The 21,047-nt window shown below is 38.3% G+C and carries 18 protein-coding genes; 14 read left to right on the top strand and 4 right to left on the bottom strand.

All coding sequences use genetic code 11. The annotated features are described in order from the left end of the window. Positions 1-7 precede the first annotated feature (7 nt). Together guaD and ACP6PM_RS02840 are read left to right on the top strand one after the other, a co-directional pair. The gene (guaD, locus tag ACP6PM_RS02845; RefSeq protein WP_426581666.1) at positions 8-1,342 is read left to right on the top strand and encodes a guanine deaminase; all 1,335 of its coding nucleotides are present in this window, start codon (positions 8-10) and stop codon (positions 1,340-1,342) included. 190 nt (positions 1,343-1,532) lie between these two features. Then, on the top strand, positions 1,533-2,177 hold the full coding sequence (locus ACP6PM_RS02840) for a restriction endonuclease subunit R (RefSeq protein ID WP_426581664.1): 645 nt from the start codon (positions 1,533-1,535) through the stop codon (positions 2,175-2,177). A gap of 121 nt (positions 2,178-2,298) precedes the next feature. Here ACP6PM_RS02840 and ACP6PM_RS02835 read toward each other — a convergent pair whose 3' ends face one another. Both ACP6PM_RS02835 and ACP6PM_RS02830 read right to left on the bottom strand, forming a co-directional pair. Next, complete coding sequence (locus ACP6PM_RS02835; protein WP_426581662.1) at positions 2,299-3,480, bottom strand: GNAT family N-acetyltransferase; 1,182 nt, start codon at positions 3,478-3,480, stop codon at positions 2,299-2,301. Between the two features lie 310 nt (positions 3,481-3,790). Continuing rightward, positions 3,791-4,969 (bottom strand): NHL repeat-containing protein, encoded by a 1,179-nt coding sequence (locus tag ACP6PM_RS02830; RefSeq protein WP_426581660.1) that lies wholly within the window; start codon positions 4,967-4,969, stop codon positions 3,791-3,793. Positions 4,970-5,545: 576 nt separating this feature from the next. On the opposite strand from ACP6PM_RS02830, the gene ACP6PM_RS02825 reads away from it, so the two are divergent. The 11 genes from ACP6PM_RS02825 (at position 5,546) to ACP6PM_RS02775 (ending at position 16,265) form a co-directional block, all read left to right on the top strand. After that, positions 5,546-6,004, top strand: coding sequence for a hypothetical protein (locus tag ACP6PM_RS02825; protein WP_426581658.1), 459 nt, complete (start codon positions 5,546-5,548; stop codon positions 6,002-6,004). 358 nt (positions 6,005-6,362) lie between these two features. After that, positions 6,363-7,142: a hypothetical protein gene (locus ACP6PM_RS02820; protein WP_426581656.1), complete on the top strand. Its 780-nt coding sequence runs from the start codon at positions 6,363-6,365 to the stop codon at positions 7,140-7,142. A 177-nt stretch (positions 7,143-7,319) separates the two neighbouring features. Then, positions 7,320-8,141, top strand: a complete 822-nt coding sequence (locus ACP6PM_RS02815) for a DUF1822 family protein (protein ID WP_426581654.1) — start codon at positions 7,320-7,322, stop codon at positions 8,139-8,141. A 697-nt stretch (positions 8,142-8,838) separates the two neighbouring features. Next, positions 8,839-9,084 (top strand): UPF0175 family protein, encoded by a 246-nt coding sequence (locus tag ACP6PM_RS02810; protein WP_426581652.1) that lies wholly within the window; start codon positions 8,839-8,841, stop codon positions 9,082-9,084. Beyond that, entirely contained in the window at positions 9,081-9,572 is a 492-nt protein-coding gene (locus ACP6PM_RS02805) for a PIN domain-containing protein (protein ID WP_426581650.1), read from the top strand. The genes ACP6PM_RS02810 and ACP6PM_RS02805 overlap by 4 nt, the downstream gene beginning before the upstream one ends. Before the next feature lie 153 nt (positions 9,573-9,725). Beyond that, the gene (locus ACP6PM_RS02800; protein WP_426581648.1) at positions 9,726-9,971 is read left to right on the top strand and encodes a UPF0175 family protein; all 246 of its coding nucleotides are present in this window, start codon (positions 9,726-9,728) and stop codon (positions 9,969-9,971) included. Between the two features lie 139 nt (positions 9,972-10,110). Beyond that, positions 10,111-10,413 (top strand): nucleotidyltransferase family protein, encoded by a 303-nt coding sequence (locus tag ACP6PM_RS02795; protein ID WP_426581646.1) that lies wholly within the window; start codon positions 10,111-10,113, stop codon positions 10,411-10,413. Further along, positions 10,410-10,754: a HepT-like ribonuclease domain-containing protein gene (locus ACP6PM_RS02790; RefSeq protein WP_426581644.1), complete on the top strand. Its 345-nt coding sequence runs from the start codon at positions 10,410-10,412 to the stop codon at positions 10,752-10,754. The genes ACP6PM_RS02795 and ACP6PM_RS02790 overlap by 4 nt, the downstream gene beginning before the upstream one ends. Before the next feature lie 9 nt (positions 10,755-10,763). Then, positions 10,764-10,964, top strand: a complete 201-nt coding sequence (locus tag ACP6PM_RS02785; protein ID WP_426581642.1) for a DUF2283 domain-containing protein — start codon at positions 10,764-10,766, stop codon at positions 10,962-10,964. Between the two features lie 164 nt (positions 10,965-11,128). Further along, positions 11,129-11,386: a hypothetical protein gene (locus tag ACP6PM_RS02780; protein ID WP_426581641.1), complete on the top strand. Its 258-nt coding sequence runs from the start codon at positions 11,129-11,131 to the stop codon at positions 11,384-11,386. Positions 11,387-11,750: 364 nt separating this feature from the next. Beyond that, the gene (locus ACP6PM_RS02775; RefSeq protein WP_426581639.1) at positions 11,751-16,265 is read left to right on the top strand and encodes a CHAT domain-containing protein; all 4,515 of its coding nucleotides are present in this window, start codon (positions 11,751-11,753) and stop codon (positions 16,263-16,265) included. 131 nt (positions 16,266-16,396) lie between these two features. On the opposite strand, the gene ACP6PM_RS02770 is transcribed toward ACP6PM_RS02775, so the two are convergent. Next, the gene (locus ACP6PM_RS02770) at positions 16,397-17,065 is read right to left on the bottom strand and encodes a Uma2 family endonuclease (RefSeq protein WP_426581637.1); all 669 of its coding nucleotides are present in this window, start codon (positions 17,063-17,065) and stop codon (positions 16,397-16,399) included. A gap of 346 nt (positions 17,066-17,411) precedes the next feature. After that, a complete protein-coding gene (locus ACP6PM_RS02765) occupies positions 17,412-18,899 on the bottom strand; it encodes a SulP family inorganic anion transporter (RefSeq protein WP_426581635.1) in 1,488 nt (495 codons plus the stop codon). Positions 18,900-19,559: 660 nt separating this feature from the next. Between ACP6PM_RS02765 and ACP6PM_RS02760 the strand changes: the two genes are divergently transcribed. Beyond that, positions 19,560-20,939 carry an aromatic ring-hydroxylating dioxygenase subunit alpha gene (locus tag ACP6PM_RS02760; protein ID WP_426581633.1) on the top strand — a complete coding sequence of 460 codons (1,380 nt, stop codon included), beginning with the start codon at positions 19,560-19,562 and terminating at the stop codon, positions 20,937-20,939. Positions 20,940-21,047: the final 108 nt, after the last annotated feature.

Below are 21,047 nucleotides of genomic sequence, written 5' to 3'. Positions count from 1 at the left end.
AATTGAAATGACTCAAAATACAAATCTCAAAACATCAGCAATTAGAGGTTCATTTCTAGATTTTATTAATGATCCGTTTTATTACTCAGAGTTAGAAACTATTCGGTATATCAATGATGGTTTAATGATTATCTCTGGAGGAATAATTCAAGAACTAGATACCTACAATAAATTAAAGCATAAATATGCTGAAATCCCTGTTACTTCTTATCCAGGAATGCTAATTTTACCAGGATTTATCGATATTCATATCCATTATCCTCAAACAGAAATAATTGCTTCCTCTAGTAGACAACTTTTGGAATGGTTAGATAAATATACTTTTCCAGCAGAAGGAAAATTTAAAGACAAAAACTATGCTCAAAAAATAGCATCATTTTTTCTTGACCAACTCTTACAAAATGGTACGACAACTGCCTTAGTTTTAACTACAATTTATCCTCAGTCAGTCGATGCTTTATTTGAAGAAGCAGAACTACGAAATATGCGCATAATTGCTGGTAAAATGCTCATGGATCGGAATGCTCCAGATTATTTGATGGATACTCCAGAAACTGGTTACCAACATAGCAAAAGTTTGATTAAAAAATGGCATGGTAAAGGTAGACTTCTATATGCTATTACTCCCAGGTTTGCTATTACTTCTACATCAGAACAATTACATCTAGCTGGAGTTCTGAAACAAGAGTTTCCAGATGTTTATGTACATACTCATTTATCCGAACAGCAGTCAGAAGTTGAGAAAGTTGCTCAAATTTTTCCTAATAGCAAAGACTATTTAGATGTTTATGAAAAGTTTGACTTAGTAACCGATAAATCAATTTTTGCTCACTGTATTTATCTCAGCGATTCTGAATTTGAGAGACTGTCAGAAGCTGGTTCAACTATTGCATTTTGCCCGACTTCAAATCTATTTTTAGGCAGTGGTTTATTCCCAGTAAACAGAGCAAAATCTGAAAATAATCCAGTCAAAGTTGGTTTAGGTACAGATGTGGGAGGTGGTACTAGCTTTTCAATATTTAAAACGATGAATGATGCTTATAAAATTTCTCAATTACAGGGGCAAAATTTATCATCTTTGAAAGCTTTTTATCTGGCTACTTTAGGAGGAGCAATATCTCTATCTCTAGAGGATAAAGTTGGGAATTTTGAGGCAGGAAAAGAAGCAGATTTAGTTGTTATAGATACAAAGGTAACTCCATTATTAAAGTTGCGGAATGCTCGAAATAATCCTGATTCATTAACTGATATTGTTGATGAGTTATTTACTCTGATGATATTAGGGAATGAAGGGGCAGTTAAAGCTACTTATGTGACGGGAAATTTAGTTTATGAAAATTAAGAGAAAAGGGAATAGGAAATAGTTGCAAGTGTTAATTTTTCTGCATTTTTCCAGCCTGGTAGTGAGGGAAAATCCCAAAAAGTGAATAAAAATTTAGTATTTTGAGGATTCTATATTTATTCAGCAAGCTCTAACTATTCAAGCGGACATGATATTATTTGGTAAAACCCTACTCCCTAGTCTCAAGAATATGATTCAAACTATTCAATCCCAAGAAGTAAGTCTGCGTTATCTATCAGATAACTTTGGCTTAAAATTAGTCAGAGATGAACAATTTTTTCGAGAATGGCAAGATGATTTGCCAGAGATTAGTGACTTGGAAAAAGAACTACTAAATCAAGTTCAAGAAGGATATTTTAACTTATTAGAATATCCACCTTTTTTAGAAGATATTGTCAGAATGGCAATAGTCGATCCGATTTTGTTTATCGGGAAATTTTTTCTTTACCCCTATCATATTCGTTCTGAACAATCTATTAATCTAGAACTGGCAGATAAAGAAGTAATTATTAGAGGTCGAATAGATACTCTTGTTCTGAAAGAAAATCTATGGGTAATGATTATTGAATCAAAAAGAGCCGAGTTTTCCATAGAAGCTGGTCTGGCTCAACTATTAACTTATCTCTTAGCTAGTCCCCATGTTGAACATCCTAATTATGGTTTAATTGTTACAGGTGGTAGTTTCATTTTTGTCAAGCTAGTCAAAACAGAAATTCCCCAATATGCCACATCAAAAATGTTAGCTATCCGTAATCCTGGTAATGAACTTTTTGATGTACTCCGCATCCTTAAACGTTTAAGTGAAATAGCTAATCAAGAATATTTTAGCAGTTAGAAGAACAAAGAGAAGGCACAGTAATTTTTTCCTCTTAAGAAATCCTCTTCTCCTTTGTAAGAAGAGGTAATTATTAATTATTAACTGTTAATTATTAATTGTTGAAATTCTGCCTTACCTTTTAAGAATTTCCCTGACTAAAAGGTAAATCTTCATTAATTCTATCCATTTCTAGCTGCTCCATTTCATTCACTTGCCCAATATAAGATAAAAATATTTTTGACAAACGATTATGATAAAATCTGTGCATACTATGGTTAGGTGTGGCAGGAAAACCACGGCGTTTTTTATGTCGTCCTCCAGCACCAGGGTCAAAACTATTAATACCATGCTCGATCGCCCATTCTATCGGTGCATAATAACAAGCATCAAAATGTAAACAGTCTATTTCATAAGTACTACCCCAGTAACGTCCGTAAAGGCGATCGCCCTTAGTAATACAAAATGACATTCCTACTGGGAAGCGATCGTCTTCTTCACTATAACCTGCCACAAATAATACTCGATGGCGAAAGTCGTGATGTAACTGTTCAAAAAATCGCTTTGTCAGATATTTACTCCCCCACCAACCAAACTTATCGCAGGTACTCTCGTAAAAAGTATACATCTTAGAAAACAGCGCTTTCGGTATCTCATCCCCAGTTAAAGTCTGCATTTGTAAACCAGCTTTTCCTACCGCTTTACGTTCCCGCTTAATATTACGACGTTGGTTAGCATTAAATACCTTCAGGTAGTCGTCAAAAGTTTCATAACCATGATTTTGCCAAATGTAGCTATGATGGAGCCAATTGGTAAAACCATTACGTTTGATAATAGGGTGCCATTCTGGATCGACATAGAGAAAATGACATCCAGAAATATTGTGGCGATCGCAAAAATGGTCAATCTCACTAACCATCATACCCGTTATTTCATCCTCATCTTCCCCAGGAGCAATCAAAAATCTATACCCCTCAGCAGGAGTAAAAGGCGACATTCCCAATAACTTCGGGTAATATTCAATACCTATGCGATAGGCAACTTCGGCCCATTGATGGTCAAAGACAAATTCACCCTGACTGTGCCCCTTAATATATAGTGGTGCTGCTGCTATGAGTTGTCTGTCTCGCCATACTGTTAAATGTTGCGGTAGCCATCCACTTCTACCACCCACACTACCAGATTTTTCCATATTGTGGAGCCAGTCCCATTCTAGAAAGGGAGTTTTGAGGGGTTGGGCCAAGGTATCCCATTCTTGTTTGGGCACTTCAGCAATTTTACCAATCCAGGCTAGAGAATATTGAGGTTTGGGCTGTTGGATCATGTTTAATTCTCATAGGCGTATTCAGATATCTAAGTTAATCTATTATTTGCTGAGTTGACATTTAAAGCCAAAGGTCAAAATAAAAAAGACAAAAGTTATAGAAACCTGGTTTGTGCGAGCAGATGTTATATCATGTACTTCCTCTGGGGGAGCTACGAATTGCGGATAATCACTTAAAGTTTAGTTTATGTTTGTAGTAGGGCTGAAGCCCTACTACGAACTTTAATTATAATAACTATTTAACCGAACATGATATTAGTATAGTGAGACATCTAAAACAAACCCGGTTTTTTTAGTTTCTTTATAAGTATCAAAAGGTTAAAGATAAATTCAAAGACCATAACAAAACCCGATTATTTCCAGAGTCAGCAATAACAGCAGTGTTGCCACAAACAGAAATCCCATACGGCCAACACAAACTTTGCCGAGTCGGATACAAACTCAAAGCATTTTCAGCCTTACTTTTAAAATCAGGTTGACCAGTCAATGCTAACGCCGGAGTTCCCATTTCCACAACATCCCGCCAACCCAAAAACCGAGAATTAGCAGTATCAGCAACAATCAACCATTCACCAACCGCAGTAACACCATAAGGCATACTCAGACTAACAGCAGAAGGAAAATAAACCCCCTGATTTAACTGTACTGTATCAAATTGAGATTGACCAACAACCACATAACAAGGTTGATTATTCTCAGTAGGGATACCATCCCAAATCATCACTCGGTTATTGCCAGCATCTGTCACAACCAAACGTTCGCCCCAAAAAGTAATCGCATGAGGCCAACGCATACTCGCCGCCGTTGCCTCACCGCCACCATTTTCATCCCGACAATTCATATCTGCTTGCCCCAATACCAAATCAGCAGGTTGCCCATTAATCTCTGGTAACTTCTCCCACATCAAAACGCGACGGTTGCCCGTATCCGCCACCCAGAGTTTACCTTGATGACAGATAACACCATAAGGCCAGTGCATTCGGTCGGCAGCAGTTTCCGACTTGCCTCGGTTGGGTTCATTTTCAGAAAAATCTGCTTGACCTAAAACGATATCCGCAGGAACATTATTATCTTCTGGTAACTCTTTCCAAATTAACACCCGATGATTCCAAGCATCTGCCACCGCCAACCCTTCCCCATAAGCACAAATACCAGTGGGAACACTAACGGTTGCTGCTGTTGTTTGACCGTTGGCGTTTTGCCCCTCTTGAGAAAAGTCTGGTTGCCCGATAACCCAGTCTGCTGGTTGCCCATCAGTTTCAGGGCGTTGTCGCCATCCCAATAACCGATGATGTCCGGTGTCAGCTACCCATAAGGGACCTGTTTCGGAGATGAGGCAAGCGCCACGAGGTCCGAACATTGTGGTTGTACTGGGTTTGAGTGGTACAACTAAAGAATCGGAAGATTCTGCACCGAGAATGATTTCTGCACCGTTAGGGTTGAGAATATGTGGGTTTGTTTCTGGGTTTTGATTGGGAGATGCTGTCATGTAATTTTCAGATTTTGGGTTTGAGATTCCTGATGGATTAGTATTCCAGTATACAGCAATTCTGTGTTATCAATAAAAAAAAATATTAAGGTAGATTATGAGTAGTGGACTGACACATATTCAATGGTGCGTTACGACGGATTGCTGAATATCTTTCATAGTCTGAATTTTAGCCGTCTAAAACACCCTACAAGTTTTGCACAGTTTTAGCTGTGTCGGTCCAGTAGTGGACTGACACAGCTAAAACTGTGCATTAGAAAAATGACTTAATCTCTGATACATTCAGACTTTTCCTAAAAATTTATTGCACCATTTAAGGTGTGTCAGTCCAGTAGGGTGCGTTAGTGTCAGCGTAACGCACCATTATAGTAGTGGACTGACACATATTCAATGGTGCGTTACGACAGATTGTTAAATGCTTTTCACCGTCTAGGTTATAGCTGTCTAACGCACCCTACAAGTTTTGCTTTTTTGTCTTGCTATACCAATAAACAAAATTAAATTATTGAAAACGCATAATTGCCTTTCTCCAGATAGTTAATTAACTAGAATAAATAAATTAGGAGTGGGGTAAAAATGGCTCAACAATCTTTTGAAGACTTGGTTACAAATAATTGTGCAAAAGCTGGCGGGAACATTGCTAAATTAAATGATAAACAGGCAATGCTTAAGTTTAATATGGATTCTGGAATAGAGCAAATACTTTATATCACTAAATATGATTCTATTCTGAATTTTTCTGTTCCTAGTGCTGCTGTATTTGATTCTTTAGAAGAGATTCCACATATTATTTCTAGTATTTTATTAACAAAAAATGCTGCATACAAACTTGGGGAATGGTGTGTGGAAAAAATTCAGGGTAAGATGGTTTATTGTATCATGCACAATGTAGATATGAACTTTGTTGATTCAGGTTATTTTGTGAATTTAGTCAGTTGTCTAGTTTCAGAATGCGATAAATTTGATGGTTTTTTAGTGGAGACAGAGGTGGGATGTGCAAATCTAAGTAAGTTAACTGTGAATATAAAACAATAGACATCTTCAGAAAAGAGGGAACAGGGAACAGGGAACAAGGAACAGGGAACACTTAACCCACCCCTAACCCCTCCCAAGAGGGGAGTAATTGATAATTTCTGGATGATAATTGATTTGATTTTTAATTTTCACCAGATGTCTAATAAGTATTTGCTTATCCTACCAGCTCTTAGTTTGACTAATAAATAAACTCTTAGGGATGTTCCATGGAACGTCCCTGCAATATGAACCACGAAATTATAGATTTTTCCAAAACTGCATCTTTTTGCATCGAATCGCAGAAGTAATTACTAAAGGCACACAAGAAAGTTGATGGGCCTAACTTTTTCTTTTTTTGTCCTAAAATTTTAGTAGTAATATGATAAAAGCACTATTAAAAAGTCAACAGCAACAGGCAATGAATCGAAAACTGGAAGACTTGAGTCAGTTATTCAAGGACATCCTTAGTGATGAATCTGATACTCGTAATAAAGCCAAAAATAAGTTTTGCACATGGCTCTGGCAACATCCGACAATTGGTCTAGTAGTTAAGAAGAGTTTTTCTCAGACTAATTTTGATGACTCAAATGAGTTTTATGATAATTCCCTACAGGAAACATTCTTAAAGTTTGACAAAATTCTGACAAATTTTTGTAGGAGAAATCAAATTACTCTCGATCAACTAGATAATATTTCTGATGATAAGCTTGGTAATCTATTCATTTGTTACTTTAATCGTGCCCACTATAATACAGCTTGTAATTTATATCGTCAATGGCAAGGTAAAAGTCAAGTTGATGGGCAGATTATTGTCAGTTTAAACCAACCGAAAAATGATGCTGATGGTCAAGAATATTCAACGGTGGGTGAGAAGATAAAAGACCATAAGAACTTAAACGATTTAGATAATTTTAACCTAGGGGATCTTTCTCAGGAAACTATAGATAAGTTACCTATTTTTGGTGGTTCTATAGATAAGTTGCGCAACTGTACTAAAAAAGTTGACTGCTGGGAATTTTTACTGCTGAAATGTCGAGGTTATACAGAAACAGAAATTGCCAATAAAATAGGTGTTAATCAATCTACTGTTAATCGAAATTGGAAGAATAAATGCCTCAAATGTATAGATCGAGTTATTGCAGAAAATAATATTGAATAATGAATAATGAAAACTATATCTAATTATCAATTAGATAAAATCCGGATAATTACTATATTCAAGTCATTGCGACTTACACTCCGTGGAAGGAAGCAATCTCCGGCATCCCTGAGATTGCTTCCTATCGTCGCAATGACAACTGTTCAAATTGTCAACAAAAAATTACTAATTTAAACTATGAATAGTATCACCGAATCATTGATTTTTAGAGTTCCGTTATCTCCAGAAAGTCATGCTATAGCTGAACAATTTGCTCAACAACAAATTTCTCAAAAACGGGCAAAAGAAGTTTATCTAAATACTCTGGCAGTATATATCGGGCGAGATTTTCTCAATGGCTTAGATTTTGACACAAACTTAGAAAATGCTGACTCTTTTAATCCTGTTTGGCGGATGGCTGAGGATGTGGCTGATGTAATAATTACCGATTTGGGCATAATAGAATTTCGGCGGGTTTTACCAGGAGAAACAAGTTTTTTAATTCCTGAATTTGTCAGAGAAAATCGACTGGTTTATGTGGCAGTTGGTTTTGATGAATCTTTGGATTTTGGCGACATTTTGGGATTTATTTGTTTGAGCGATTTAACTGAATCTGATGGTTATGTTTCTCTGGAAATATTACAACCTGCTGAAAATTTATTGGATTATTTAATGCAGTTAGAAGTGGGTAGAGATTTTTTGCTTAGTGATGACCCCTTAGCTGTGGAATTTCGTAATGTTGTGGAGGCGGAAACCCAGGAAAAATCTTTGGGTTTGATGGCAGCAGCATTGGAGGCCATTTATCGTCAATCCCCTGATGATGGGGGGAACTGGCGTGGTAAAGGGGGAAAGGTATTGGCGGGTGATTTGCCCGCCGTTGGTAAAGTTATGGAAGAAAGAATGGCTGTTGCTACCAGAGATGAGGTAGGGGAAATTGTGGAGGAAATTAAGTCCGTACCGCGCACTACTCAAAAGTTGGCTAAACAACTTTTGGGTAAACTGAAAGAGATTTGGGAGTAGGTTGGGTTGAGGTATCGAAACCCAACACCTGGGTATTCTCGATCCCCCCTAACCCCCCTTTTCAAGGGGGGGACTGGAAAGAAGATTGTCATTGCGAGGGGGGAATATTTGATATAGCACTACGCAAATAGGTTAGGACATTTCTAAATCCTGAAACCTTTTGATAGTCAACTGTTCCCAGTTAAGTGTTCCCTATTCCCGATTCAAGTAGCGCTATACTAATTCTGGTATCAACAGTTAATACCCCCCGAAGCAATCTCTCAAAGGAGAGTTTTAGACCTTCGAGATTGCTTTGCTGTCGCTCGCAATGACAGAAGTACCTGATTTTGCGTAAGTCTTGAGTTGTCATTGCGAGGGGGGAATATTTATATTAGCTCTGGTATCATACAGTTAATACCCCCCGAAGCAATCTCTCAAAGGCGATCGCTTGAATTATCAAAAATCATTGTGGATGGGAGTAATATCATGTCCGGTTGAATAGTTATAATTAAAGCTTGTAGTTGGGCTTTAGCCCTATCTTATACTTCGGGCTAAAGCCTAACTACAAACAAAAATTTTTTGTTGGCGTCAGCCAAACGGAGTTCTATCGCTAATTATCCGGAGATGATATAAAGGGGAAATTATGGACGGGAGCATCTTGCTCCCACTGCCCCTCCCTCAAATACTGCTAAAATAATGAAAAAATAGGGAACTTACCATGAGCATTATTATTTCTGATGAAATATTGGCTGCTACTAGAATGACTCCATCTGAGATGAAACAAGAAATTGCTGTCATGCTTTTCCAAAAAGATAAGCTGACTCTTGGTCAAGCAAGTCAATTTGCTGGTATGAATAGAATCGCTTTTCAGCATCTACTAGCAAGTCGCCAAATTCCCGTTCACTATGACGTGGAAGATTTGGAACAGGATATTAAAAATTTACAGCAGATGGGGAGACTATGATTGTTGTCAGCGATACCTCAGCTATCAACAACCTAGCTTCTATTAACCAAATCAACTTGTTACGCCAACTATACGGTGAGGTGATTATTCCTACCGCAGTTTACCAGGAATTGACAGAAACAGCTTTTCCTGTGGCAGGGGCAACTGAAGTTCAAACATACGATTGGATTTCAACTTCCCCAGTCACTAACCAACTGCTGGTGGAGCTATTGCGAAATGAGTTAGATCGTGGAGAAGCAGAAGCAATAGCTCTGGCAGTTGAGATGTCAGCAGAGCAACTTTTGCTTGACGAACGTCGCGGTCGAATGGTGGCAGCTAGGTTAAATTTACCCTATACAGGGATTTTGGGAATTTTAATTGAGGCCAAAAGTCAAACTCTGATTCCTGAAGTTAAGCCTTTGCTAGAAGCACTCATCCATCAAGCGGGTTTCTGGGTGGCCAAACCTCTTTACGACCGCATCCTGGAAATTGTTGGCGAGTCTCCTTAGTTTTATATTGTTGAGTTTAGGGTGAAATTGTCATTGCGAGGGGGGAATGTTTTATATTAACTCTGCTATAAACAGTTAATACCCCCCGAAGTAATCTCTTAAAGGCGATCGCTTGAATTATCAAAAATTAACGATTTAATAGAAACTAGAAAAATGACTATGATTATTTCCGATGAAATTATCAAAGCGAGTGGAATGTCTGAAGATGAATTTTTGTTAGAAATTATTTTGTTGCTGTTTCAGCAGGAAAAGATTAGTTTGGGAAAAGCAGCAGAATTGTTGAATATGTCACAGGTTCGTTTTCAACGGTTAATTGCTAACTGTGGCATTTGCATCCATTATGATGTTCCTGAATTACAGGAGGATATTCAGCATTTGACTGCAAAGGGGTGGTTATGATTGTTGTGACTGAAATTTCACCAATAGAAGTAGGTTGGGTTGAGGTATCGAAACCCAACTCTAGTAAACTCAGAAAACCCTTGTGGTTGGGTTCGCTGTCGCTTAACCCAACCTACTACTGGTTGAAATTTTACAAACTATGGAATTTGAAAATATGGTAGAAAATATTCTGAATAATTATCGTCAAGAAATATTGGAATTAGCTAATAAATATGGTGCCTATAACGTGCGAATTTTTGGTTCGGTGGCGCGGGGTGAAGCTGATGCTAATAGCGATATTGATTTCTTGGTAGATATGGAAGTTGGTAGAAGTTTATTTGATTTGGGTGGTTTGTTAATGGAGTTGCAAGAATTGTTGGGTTGTCGAGTTGATTTGGTGACAGAAAAAGGTTTGCGAAAACGACTTAGAGAAAGGGTTTTACGGGAGGCAATAGAGTTATGAGAGATAATGCTGAGAAATTGAGAGATATTATGGAAGCGATCGCTCGAATTGAGAGATATGCTTTTGAGAGTAGGAAAAGTTTTGAAGGAAATGAACTACTGCAGACTTGGTTTCTTTATAATTTGCAAGTTATTGGAGAAGCTTCTCGTGCTTTATCTGCTGAGTTTCGAGAGCAACATCCAGAAATACCTTGGACAGAAATTATTGGTATGAGAAATATTTTGGTTCACAATTACTTTGAGGTAGATTTGGATATTGTCTGGTTTGCTATTCAACGAAATGTGCCACAGTTAAAATCTCAAGTTGAAGCAATTTTGCAAAATATGGGTGAAACGTATTAAGAGACAATTATGAAATTAAAAATTGATCAGGAAACTGATACTTTATATTTTCGCCTTGATGAATCTCAAATTATTGAGTCGGAAGAAGTACAACCAGGGGTTATTTTGGATTTTAATAGTGAGAATAAGGTTGTAGGAGTCGAAATTTTGCAACTGAGTACGAGAGTGAAGTTGGCAGATTTGAATGTTCTACAATTTGAAAATTACTAAGCAAGCGATCGCCTCTTTCCAGAAGTAGGTTGGGTTGAGGTATCGAAACTCAACTATAGTAAACTCAGAAAACCCTTGTTGTTGGGTTCGCTGTCGCTTAACCCAACCTACTACTACTGAATTTTGAATGTTCTACAATTTGAAAATTAATAATTTCTGGAGCAATGAATAGAGAACAAGTTTTGTTAGATAAGTGGCGGAGTTTACCTGTGGAAAAACAGCAGGAAGTATTAGATTTGGTTGAACAATTTTATAGACAAAATCTGGATATAAATCAGGAAAATATTTATCAACCTAAAACAGATATGGGTAAAAAATTATGGCAAATTCGTTCTCAAGCACTTGCCAAACAACCTAAGTTATTAACTTGGGATGAAGTTGAGGCAGAAATTAGCGATCGCTCAAGAGGAATAAGAGGCTAGACACAGATTTTGCCACGGATACACAGATAATCTGGGGTAGAGGTTAGCGATCGCCTCTCTCCCCTCCAGTCCCCCCCTTCCCAAGGGGGGTTAGGGGGGATAGACTAAGCGATCGCCTCTATCTAGAGGTAGAGGTTTGACAGCACTACCCATCTAGAAACTGTCTGTTAACTTAGAAAAACCTCTCTCCAAACCTCTCTCCTACAAGGAGAGAGGCTTTGAAACCCCGAGTCCCTTGTAGGGAAGCGGAGCAGGGGGGTTAGGTTTTTAGGATTCAGCAGCAAGAGAAAACCATCAATAATTACACCCCTCCAGTCCTCCCCTTTCCAAGGGGGGTTAGGGGGGATAAACAAACAAAAATAACATGAACGAACAACGCCTAACAGCATACGCACAACTAATTGAACAACTCCTAGAATGTCCCCAAGGCAAAGAGCCAGACATTCTCCAAAACCATCAACACCTAATAGATGAAGGATTAATCGCTGTAATGCAGCAATATGCTCAACATCTGGCAGAAGCAGGCAACGAAAATAGCGCCCGACGGCTACTGAATATGGCTCAACAACTAACACAATGGTTAAATCAATCGCCAAAATCTATCTCCGAGGAATCTTACATCACCCTACTGCAACAACTACTACAGGCAGAATTCAAAATTTACGACGGTGAAGCAAACAAAAGCATCGTCTACCACATCCTAAACAATAACCGACACCTCCTCAATGAAAACCTCGCCCACATCCTGCCACAATATGCATCCTACCTTATCGCCAACAACCCTCCCGAAACTACCGATACTACTGTTGCATTAATCGTAAACCTGAGTTTTCATATTTTGGATTTTCCAAGGGGAGACAGAAAAGCACAAATAGAAATAGCGATCGCCGGATATTTATTCACCCTCAGCCACCATGAAGAAAACACCAAAGATTGGGCAAAGACTCAAAATAGCCTAGGATCAGCCTACCGTCAGAGAATCAAAGGTAAGAAAGCCGAGAACATAGAATCTGCCATTGCCTGCTGCCAAGCTGCTTTGAGAGTATTCACCGAATCTAACTACCCCCAAGATTGGGCAAAGACTCAAAACAACCTAGGATCAGCCTACCGTCAGAGAATCAAAGGTAACACAGCCGACAACATAGAATCCGCCATTGCCTACTACCAAGCTGCTTTGAGAGTGAGAACCTTCTCTGATTACCCCGAAGATTGGGCTATGACTCAAGACTGCCTAGGTATAGCCTACTACTATAGTAGAATCAAAGGTAAGAAAGCCGACAACATAGAAACTGCCATTGCCTACCACCAAGCTGCTTTGAGAGTGAGAACCTTCTCTGATTACCCCGAAGATTGGGCAGAGACTCAAAACAACCTAGCTGGTGCCTACTATACTAGAATCAAAGGTAACACAGCCGACAACATAGAATCCGCCATTGCCTACTGCCAAGCTGCTTTGAGAGTGAGAACCTTCTCTGATTACCCCGAAGATTGGGCAGAGACTCAAAACAACCTAGCTGGTGCCTACTATACTAGAATCAAAGGTAACACAGCCGACAACATAGAATCCGCCATTGCCTACTACCAAGCTGCTTTGAGAGTATTCACCGAATCTAACTACCCCCAAGATTGGGCAATGATTCAACACAACCTAGGATCAGCCTACTCTTACTCTAGTAGAATCAAAGGTAACGCAGCCGATAACATAGAATCTGCCATTGCCTACTACCAAGCTGCTTTGAGAGTATATACCCTCTGTGCCTATCCCCAAGATTGGGCAATGACTCAACGCAACCTAGGTATAGCCTACTTTACTAGAATCAAAGGTAACAAAGCTGACAACATAGAAACTGCCATTGCATACTATCAAGCTGCTTTGAGAGTATATACCGAATCTGACTACCCCCGAGATTGGGCTATGACTCAAGACTGCCTAGGTATAGCCTACTCTAGTAGAATCAAAGGTAACACAGCCGACAATATTGAAACTGCCATTGCCTACTACCAAGCTGCTTTGAGAGTGAGAACTGAATCTGACTACCCCCGAGATTGGGCAGAGACTCAAGACTACCTAGGATCAGCCTACTCTAGTAGAATCAAAGGTAACAAAGCCGACAATATTGAAACTGCTATTGCCTACTACCAAGCTGCTTTGAGAGTATATACCGAATCTGACTACCCCCGAGATTGGGCTATGACTCAAAAATACCTAGGATCAGCCTACTCTAGTAGAATCAAAGGTAACGCAGCCGACAATATTGAAACTGCCATTGCCTACTTCCAAGCTTCTTTGAGAGTGAGAACTGAATCTAACTACCCCCGAGATTGGGCAAAGACTCAAAACAGTCTAGGATTAGCCTACTTTAGGAGAATCAAAGGTAACGCAGCCGACAATATTGAAACTGCCATTGCCTACTACCAAGCTGCTTTGAGAGTATATACCGAATCTGACTACCCCCAAAATTGGGCAAAGACTCAAAACTGCCTAGGAACAGCCTACCGTCAGAGAATCAAAGGTAACAAAGCCGACAACAAAGAATCTGCTATTAACTACTGCCAATTTGCTTTAAGAGTATATACCGAATCTAACTACCCCCAAAATTGGGCAGAGACTAAAAACTACTTAGGAACAGCCTACAAAAACAGAATTAAAGGTAAGGCAGCCGACAATATTGAAACTGCCATTGCCTGCTATGAAAATGCTTTGAGAGTGAGAACTGAATCTAACTACCCCCGAGATTGGGCTATGACTCAATACAACCTAGGATTAGCCTACAAAAAGAGAATCAAAGGTAACGCAGCCGACAATATTGAAACTGCCATTGCCTACTTCCAAGCTGCTTTGAGAGTCAGGAAACCAGATACCTTACCAGCAAACTGCTTAAAAACCGCCCGTCAATTAGCTAACTTAGCCTTAAAACAAAAAAACTATCAACTCGCCATCGATAACTATGAAACAGCTATTACCGCCATTGAGCAAAGTCGAGATTGGATACCCGACGAGATAGGTAGGCAAGAAATCTTGCGTGACAATATATATGTCTATGAAAATATGATTCAAGCTTCAGTTAATGCTGAACAATATGATAAAGCTTTGGAAACTTTAGAAAGATTCCGCTGTCGTCGCTTGCTGGATTTAATTCTCACTAAAGATTTATATAAAAATGGCGAAGTGCCAGAAGATATCCGCAAGTTAGAAGCAGAGATGGAAGAGAAACAACGGGAAATTGATAATTTACGTCGGCAGTTACAGACACCAGAGGATAATCAGGAAAAAGTTGGAGCAAGTCGTCACATTACCCGCGATGAGTGGGATGATATTACGGAGGAAATTCAAAAGTTGATGGCGGAAAAAGGGAAAATTTGGCAACAGATGCGTCAACTAGACCCGGTTTTAGCTGAAGGTCAACAAGCGCCGGGAGTTAGTGTGGAGAAAATGAAGGAGTTGTTGGAATTTAGGAATGATCCCCCCCAACCCCCCTTAGAAAGGGGGGAGATGGAGCAGAGAGAGATGGAAAGAGACGATGTTGCTTTGCTGAGTTTCTACACTACGAATGATGACACTTATATTTTTATCCTCACTCAAGCAGGGGTAAAATTGCACCGTTGTCAAGAGCAAGGTTACAAAAATCTCCAACTGTGGTTACAGGATAATTGGTTAGAACCCTACGCCGAAATAAATGATTTAGCAGTACGTCAAGCAGCAGCAATTTTAGCCAAGTGCGATATTGATGCCATTGAGTCTATTAACCCCAAACCATCCAATGTTATAGTTAAACTCAAAGATGGCACCACAACAGAAATTAGTTTTTCCGACTTTAACGCATCCCGCAAACAACAGAAACACGACTTATACAAACAATGGCAAGACAAAATGGAGGGAATGTTAAAAGAATTAGCAGACAGACTGCAAATTAACCAACTGATAGAAAAACTCACAGACATCAAAGAAATTATTCTGGTGCCGTTTATGTATCTGCATCAAATTCCCTTACCAGCATTACCCCTAGACAACGGCGAATATTTAGGGGATAAATTCCGGGTGAGAATAGCACCCAGCACCCAGGTATTAACATTTTGTCAAAAACAACCACAAAATCCAGAAGCAAATTTACCACGTTACGGTATAGTCGAAAATACCAGAGATGACTTACCATACACTCCCAAAGAATGCGAATTGGTATCACAAATTTATGGAGTCGCCCCCGAACACCATCTCAAAGGCAGCAAAGAAGCAACCAAAGCTAAGTATAAACAGTTGTTGACGAGAGAGAAAGTTAATGGTTTACTCTCCAGTCACCACGCCAAATCTAATTTAACCGAACCGTTAGAATCAAAATTATTGCTGGGAGACACGGACTTAACATTAGGGGAGTTGCTGAATGCCAGCATTCGTTTCCCGCAGTTAGGAGATTTATTTCTCTCTTGTTGTGAAACAGCATTAGGAAATTCAGAATTAACGGACGATATTTTTACCCTCAGCGCCGCCTTTTTATCAGCAGGTGCGTCGAATGTTATCAGTAGTTTGTGGGCAGTCAACGATTTGGCAACAACAATTTTATCATATTTTTACCACCGCAACCGCGCCCAAGATATTCCGAGTGCAGATGCGTTATGGCAAGCACAGATGGAGTTGAAAGAGTTAACTGTGGCAAAAGCGGAGGAGAGTTTGGACGATGCAGAAGCAGTATTAGAAGAATTTGAAGGAAATAATACAGTGCGAGCATCTTGCTCGCCAGTCACAGAATACGAACAAAAGGAGAAAATAGCAGATAACTGTCAAGAAGTTTTGGATTTAGTGAGCGAAGCTATAAAATTGATAGGGGGCGAAAAACCGTTTAATCATCCTTATTATTGGGCTGGTTTTGTGTGTCAGGGGTAAATTCAGTTATCAGTTATCAGTTATCAGTAGTGCGAGCATCTTGCTCGCCAGTTATATCATCTCCTCAAGCTCGTAGTAGGGCTTTAGCCCCAAGTATATATCGGGCTAAAGCCCTACTACAAACTGAACACTCAGTCAGAGATTACTTCTGAATTCTCAATTCTCAATTCACTTGTTATCCAATTCCGAAATGCTTTCATGGTTTGATTTCCACCTAGAGTTTGACAGCGATCGCGATATTCTGGAATAACTTCAGTTAAGGGTAAATTGGGAAAATGAGGACTAAATTCCGATTCTATATATTGGTTATTTTCTAATACATATATTTGCAATTTTCCTTTCTCAAATCGCCACAATTCACCCACTCCTAAACTTGCATAAATATTAGGATGAGTACGAGAAGTTACATCTATTTCTAGGGCTAAATCTGGAGGCGGATCGATAGTTAAATCTAGACGTTCCTTGTCACGAACTTGAGCTTCATTTTCTATATAAAAACAATTGTCAGGTTCTATTCCTTTTGCCATCTGCTCATTTTTGAAAGTTGTGGAACCTAGAGTTAAAAATTCTGTGTCTAGTTCTTCTAGTAGTGCTTTTAACAAATCACTAATAATTTCTTTACTACGTTCATGTTTTGGTAAAGGAGCCATAATTTCTAAAGTATTATTTGCATAAGCTATTCGAGAGGAACGACTTTCTCCTAAGTCCGTGAGAATTTCTTCAAATTCCTGCCAACTTACATCTTTTAATAATACTTTTTGTCCAGGAGGTATGGTTAATCTTTTTAGTTCTAGTAGCATTTTTTTCCTTTAATATATGATATTATATTCAACGATTATATTATACAGTAGATTTCATCAAGAGTGAGGTACAAATGTCGCAGGCTAGATGCCTAGGCCACAAAGATTAGCTCGTTAATATTTGTACTTCTTATGCTTATAACCTGCTATATCAATACTCAAACTTAGTCAGAAATTACTTCTAACTTCTAACTTCTGACTTATGATACCAATTCACTGTAAAGATGTCACAAATAGTTTCAAACTTTAAATGTGAAATTATTTTAGGGTCAAAGTTTTGACCCTGTAAAATCTTAGTTTTGACTTTTGACTTTTGACTTTTGACTTCCGTGAAACGGTATGACTTCTAATGAATAACTCGCCCCTCTTTAAAAATTGTTTGTTTACTAGAATGGGTAGTCAAACGGTCTAACAAAGTAGCACTAGCTTCATTCAAACCAATCAAATTTACCTTAATACAGCGTCTGCGAAAACGCAGCACAACTTTATCAACTGCATCTACAGCAGATTGATCCCATAAATGAGCATGAGTTAAATCAACAGTCACAGACTCTAAATGTTCCCGAAAATCAAAGGAGTTGAGAAAATTATCCACAGAAACAAAAAAGATTTGACCATTGACACTGTAAATACGCTCCACACCATTTTCTTGTAAGTAGGAGTCAACAAAAATTAGTGCGGCAATTTTACGACTAAAGAAAATCGCACTCAGCGCTACCCCAACAATTACTCCAATAGCTAAGTTATGAGTCAAAACTGTAATCAACACAGTAGTTATCATTACTGCCGTCTCACTCTTGGGCACCCGACGAATATGGCGAATCGAACTCCAGTGAAAGGTACTGATAGAAACCATAATCATCACCGCGACTAATGCTGCCATAGGAATACGCGCCACCCAGTTATTCAGCACAATAATACAAACAAACAGAAAAATTCCAGCACTCAGAGACGATAGTCGAGTTCGCCCTCCGGAACCTACATTAATCATAGACTGACCGATCATAGCGCATCCTGCCATACCCCCAAAAAATCCAGCAACAATATTTGCGATGCCTTGACCTACTGCTTCCTGGTTTTTATCACTGGAGGTATCGGTGAGGTCATCAATTACATTAGCGGTTAAAAATGATTCCAGTAACCCTACCAAAGAAAGCGCTAAAGCATAAGGCAGAATAATCTCTAAAGTTTTGAAATTCGCCGGTACCATTGGCAAGGCAAAACTAGGTAAAGCGTCGGGCAATGTTCCCATATCTCCTACTGTGGGGACATCTAACCCAGTCACCATAGTAAATATTGTCAGCACAACAATAGCAACTAAAGGAGAAGGTACTATCCTAGTGAAGCGAGGCAACCCATAAATAATCCCTAACCCAACTGCTACCATTATGTAAACCCAAATAGAAGCATCTTCAAATTGAGTTAATTGAGCATCAAAAATCAATATTGCCAGAGCATTGACAAATCCTAGCATTACCGCTCTGGGTACAAATCTCATTTGATTTCCTAGTTTTATCCACCCTAGGAAAATTTGTAGAATACCTGTGAGAATAGTAGTTGCTAACAGATAATTTAAACCATAATCTTTAACCAAGGTTGTCATCAGCAACGCCATCGCCCCAGTTGCTGCAGAAATCATTGCTGGTCGCCCACCTAAAAAAGCTGTAACAATTGCAATGCAAAATGAAGCATACAGACCTACTTTTGGATCGACACCAGCAATAATAGAAAAACCAATTGCTTCAGGAATTAAAGCTAAAGCGACCACAGCGCCTGCCAATAAATCTTTTTGTACGTTGGAAAACCAGGCTCGTTTCATTAATATATCTTTCATTTTTTCACCTTATCAAAAAAACACCTGTAGAATTTGTCGCGTGCATTTTTGTGTAATTAGTGCCATGCCAAAAACATTAATTTTTAACACTAATTTTTGCAATTACTACATTCGAGCGTATCCTAAAATAAATTTGCTAAGATTATCAAAATAAACAGATTTATTTGTAGATATTTGCTAGGTGGCAGTAAAATGTAGAAATAGAATGTTGATCGATTAGGTATAATTAATTATAGCGTTTCTCAAATTGTTGACTAAAGTAAGAGAAATTTGATAAAATATGCAATAAATTTTGTGTTATTGCTGAGATTATTGTAAATAATACCATTTTCAAAAATTATTGTTACATTCACGACCAAAGGAACAGGGAATTTTGTATCTCACGCTTTTTGGGAATTGCTATATACACTTCTCGTAGTCAAGGTCAGTTTTTTTTCCAATACTTTTAATTCTCCTTAAATCTCTCAATACTAATTCCTACTGTCAAGGCAATGAATTAATAGCTAATACCCGATGGCTGATGGCTGAATGCTTACATATTTTGATTTATTTCTCATATTAACATCATCAATAAATTATCAAATATATTGTCTAAATTGGAAAAATACACTAGATTAGAGTTAGGCGATTAAATTGTAGTTTAATACATTAGTTAATTTAATGATGACTAACTTTTCCTGGACTAAACAATGGTATCCCGTAACCCCTATAAGTTATCTAGATGCCTCTCATCCAACCCCAATAACTTTACTGGGTAAAAGGCTGGTAATTTGGCGAGACAAACAGCAAAAATGGATAGCAATGGATGATACTTGCCCACATAAATTGGCGCAGTTATCTTTAGGAAGTATTGATAAGAATGGAGATTTAATGTGTCGCCATCATGGTTGGTGTTTTGATGGAGCAGGCAAATGTATAAATATTCCTATGTTAAGTGATGAAAAAGCTTTAGAAACAGCTTGTAATAGTGAGCGATCGCGCGTACAAACATATCCAACTCAAGTGCAACAAGGATTACTTTGGATATGGGCGGATAATAGTTCTAATGCTGTTGAAGATTCTACCTTAAAACAACCTGCTGTTATGCCAGAATATAAACTTGATACTTCTTCAACAGATTGGTTTATGTCAGAAGTTCCTGTTGGTTATACTGTCTCTGTTGAAAGTAGTTTCGATCCTTCTCACGCCCAATTTTTGCATGAAGGAATTGCTGGTTTATCTCCAGAAAGAGCTATTGCAATGCAAAATTTTGAAGTATTCGGAGAAATGTCTGCTGAAGATGGTTTTACCTTAAAGCATTCTGGTTACAATATTTTTAACAAAGATATGGATGCGACGCGGAAATTTACCCCGCCCTGTTCTAATACAACAATATATGAATATTCTAATGGTAAATCTGCTTTATTTCAGTTGTATTTTGTGCCGACAAAACCAGGTTATTGTAAACATATTACCAAGTTTATTTTTGATGCAGCTCCACAAAAACGTAACTTCTTTTTTGAACTCCTACCAAAATATTTAGTAACTGGGTTACAACACTCATCTAGCTATAAGTTAAGTAATCAAGATTTATCAATGATGCACTCCCAAGCTGTTAATGAATCAACAGAAAATAAAACTTGGCAAAAATCTTATTTCATGCCTTCATTAGCTGATGTTGGTATAGTTACTTTTCGCAAATGGTTAGATGAATTTGCCGGAGGTAAACCTGAATGGCAAGGAATCACAGAAACAGCTTTTCAAGAATTAAATCATGAACAATTATACGATCGCTGGCACAGACATACAAAGCATTGTCCTAGTTGTCGGCAATCTCTAATTTTGATAGATAAAATCAAAGATTTTTGTCAAAATTTTACAGCAGTTTTAGCAATTTTTGCCTTGTTGTTAATAGCAATTAATTTACCTGTAAAAATTATTTTTATCCCGGTTTTACTTGGGATATTAAGTTTAATTTGTTCCTATAAATTAGACTCAATCCGACAGCGTTTTCTCAGCAGTATTCCGAAAAAAGGTTTGCCAGTTGTGAAATTATATTAGACTAATTATTATATCTGGTAAAACACTTATAAATTAGGCTCGTAGTTGGGCTTTAGCCCTAAAAGGTTTGCCTGTCGTGAAATTATATTAGACTAAATATTATATCTG

Origin of the sequence: Dapis brunnea BLCC-M229, from assembly GCF_050015995.1 — a bacterium.
GTDB lineage: Bacteria > Cyanobacteriota > Cyanobacteriia > Cyanobacteriales > Microcoleaceae > Trichodesmium.
This window is presented reverse-complemented; position numbering and strand designations above follow the sequence as displayed.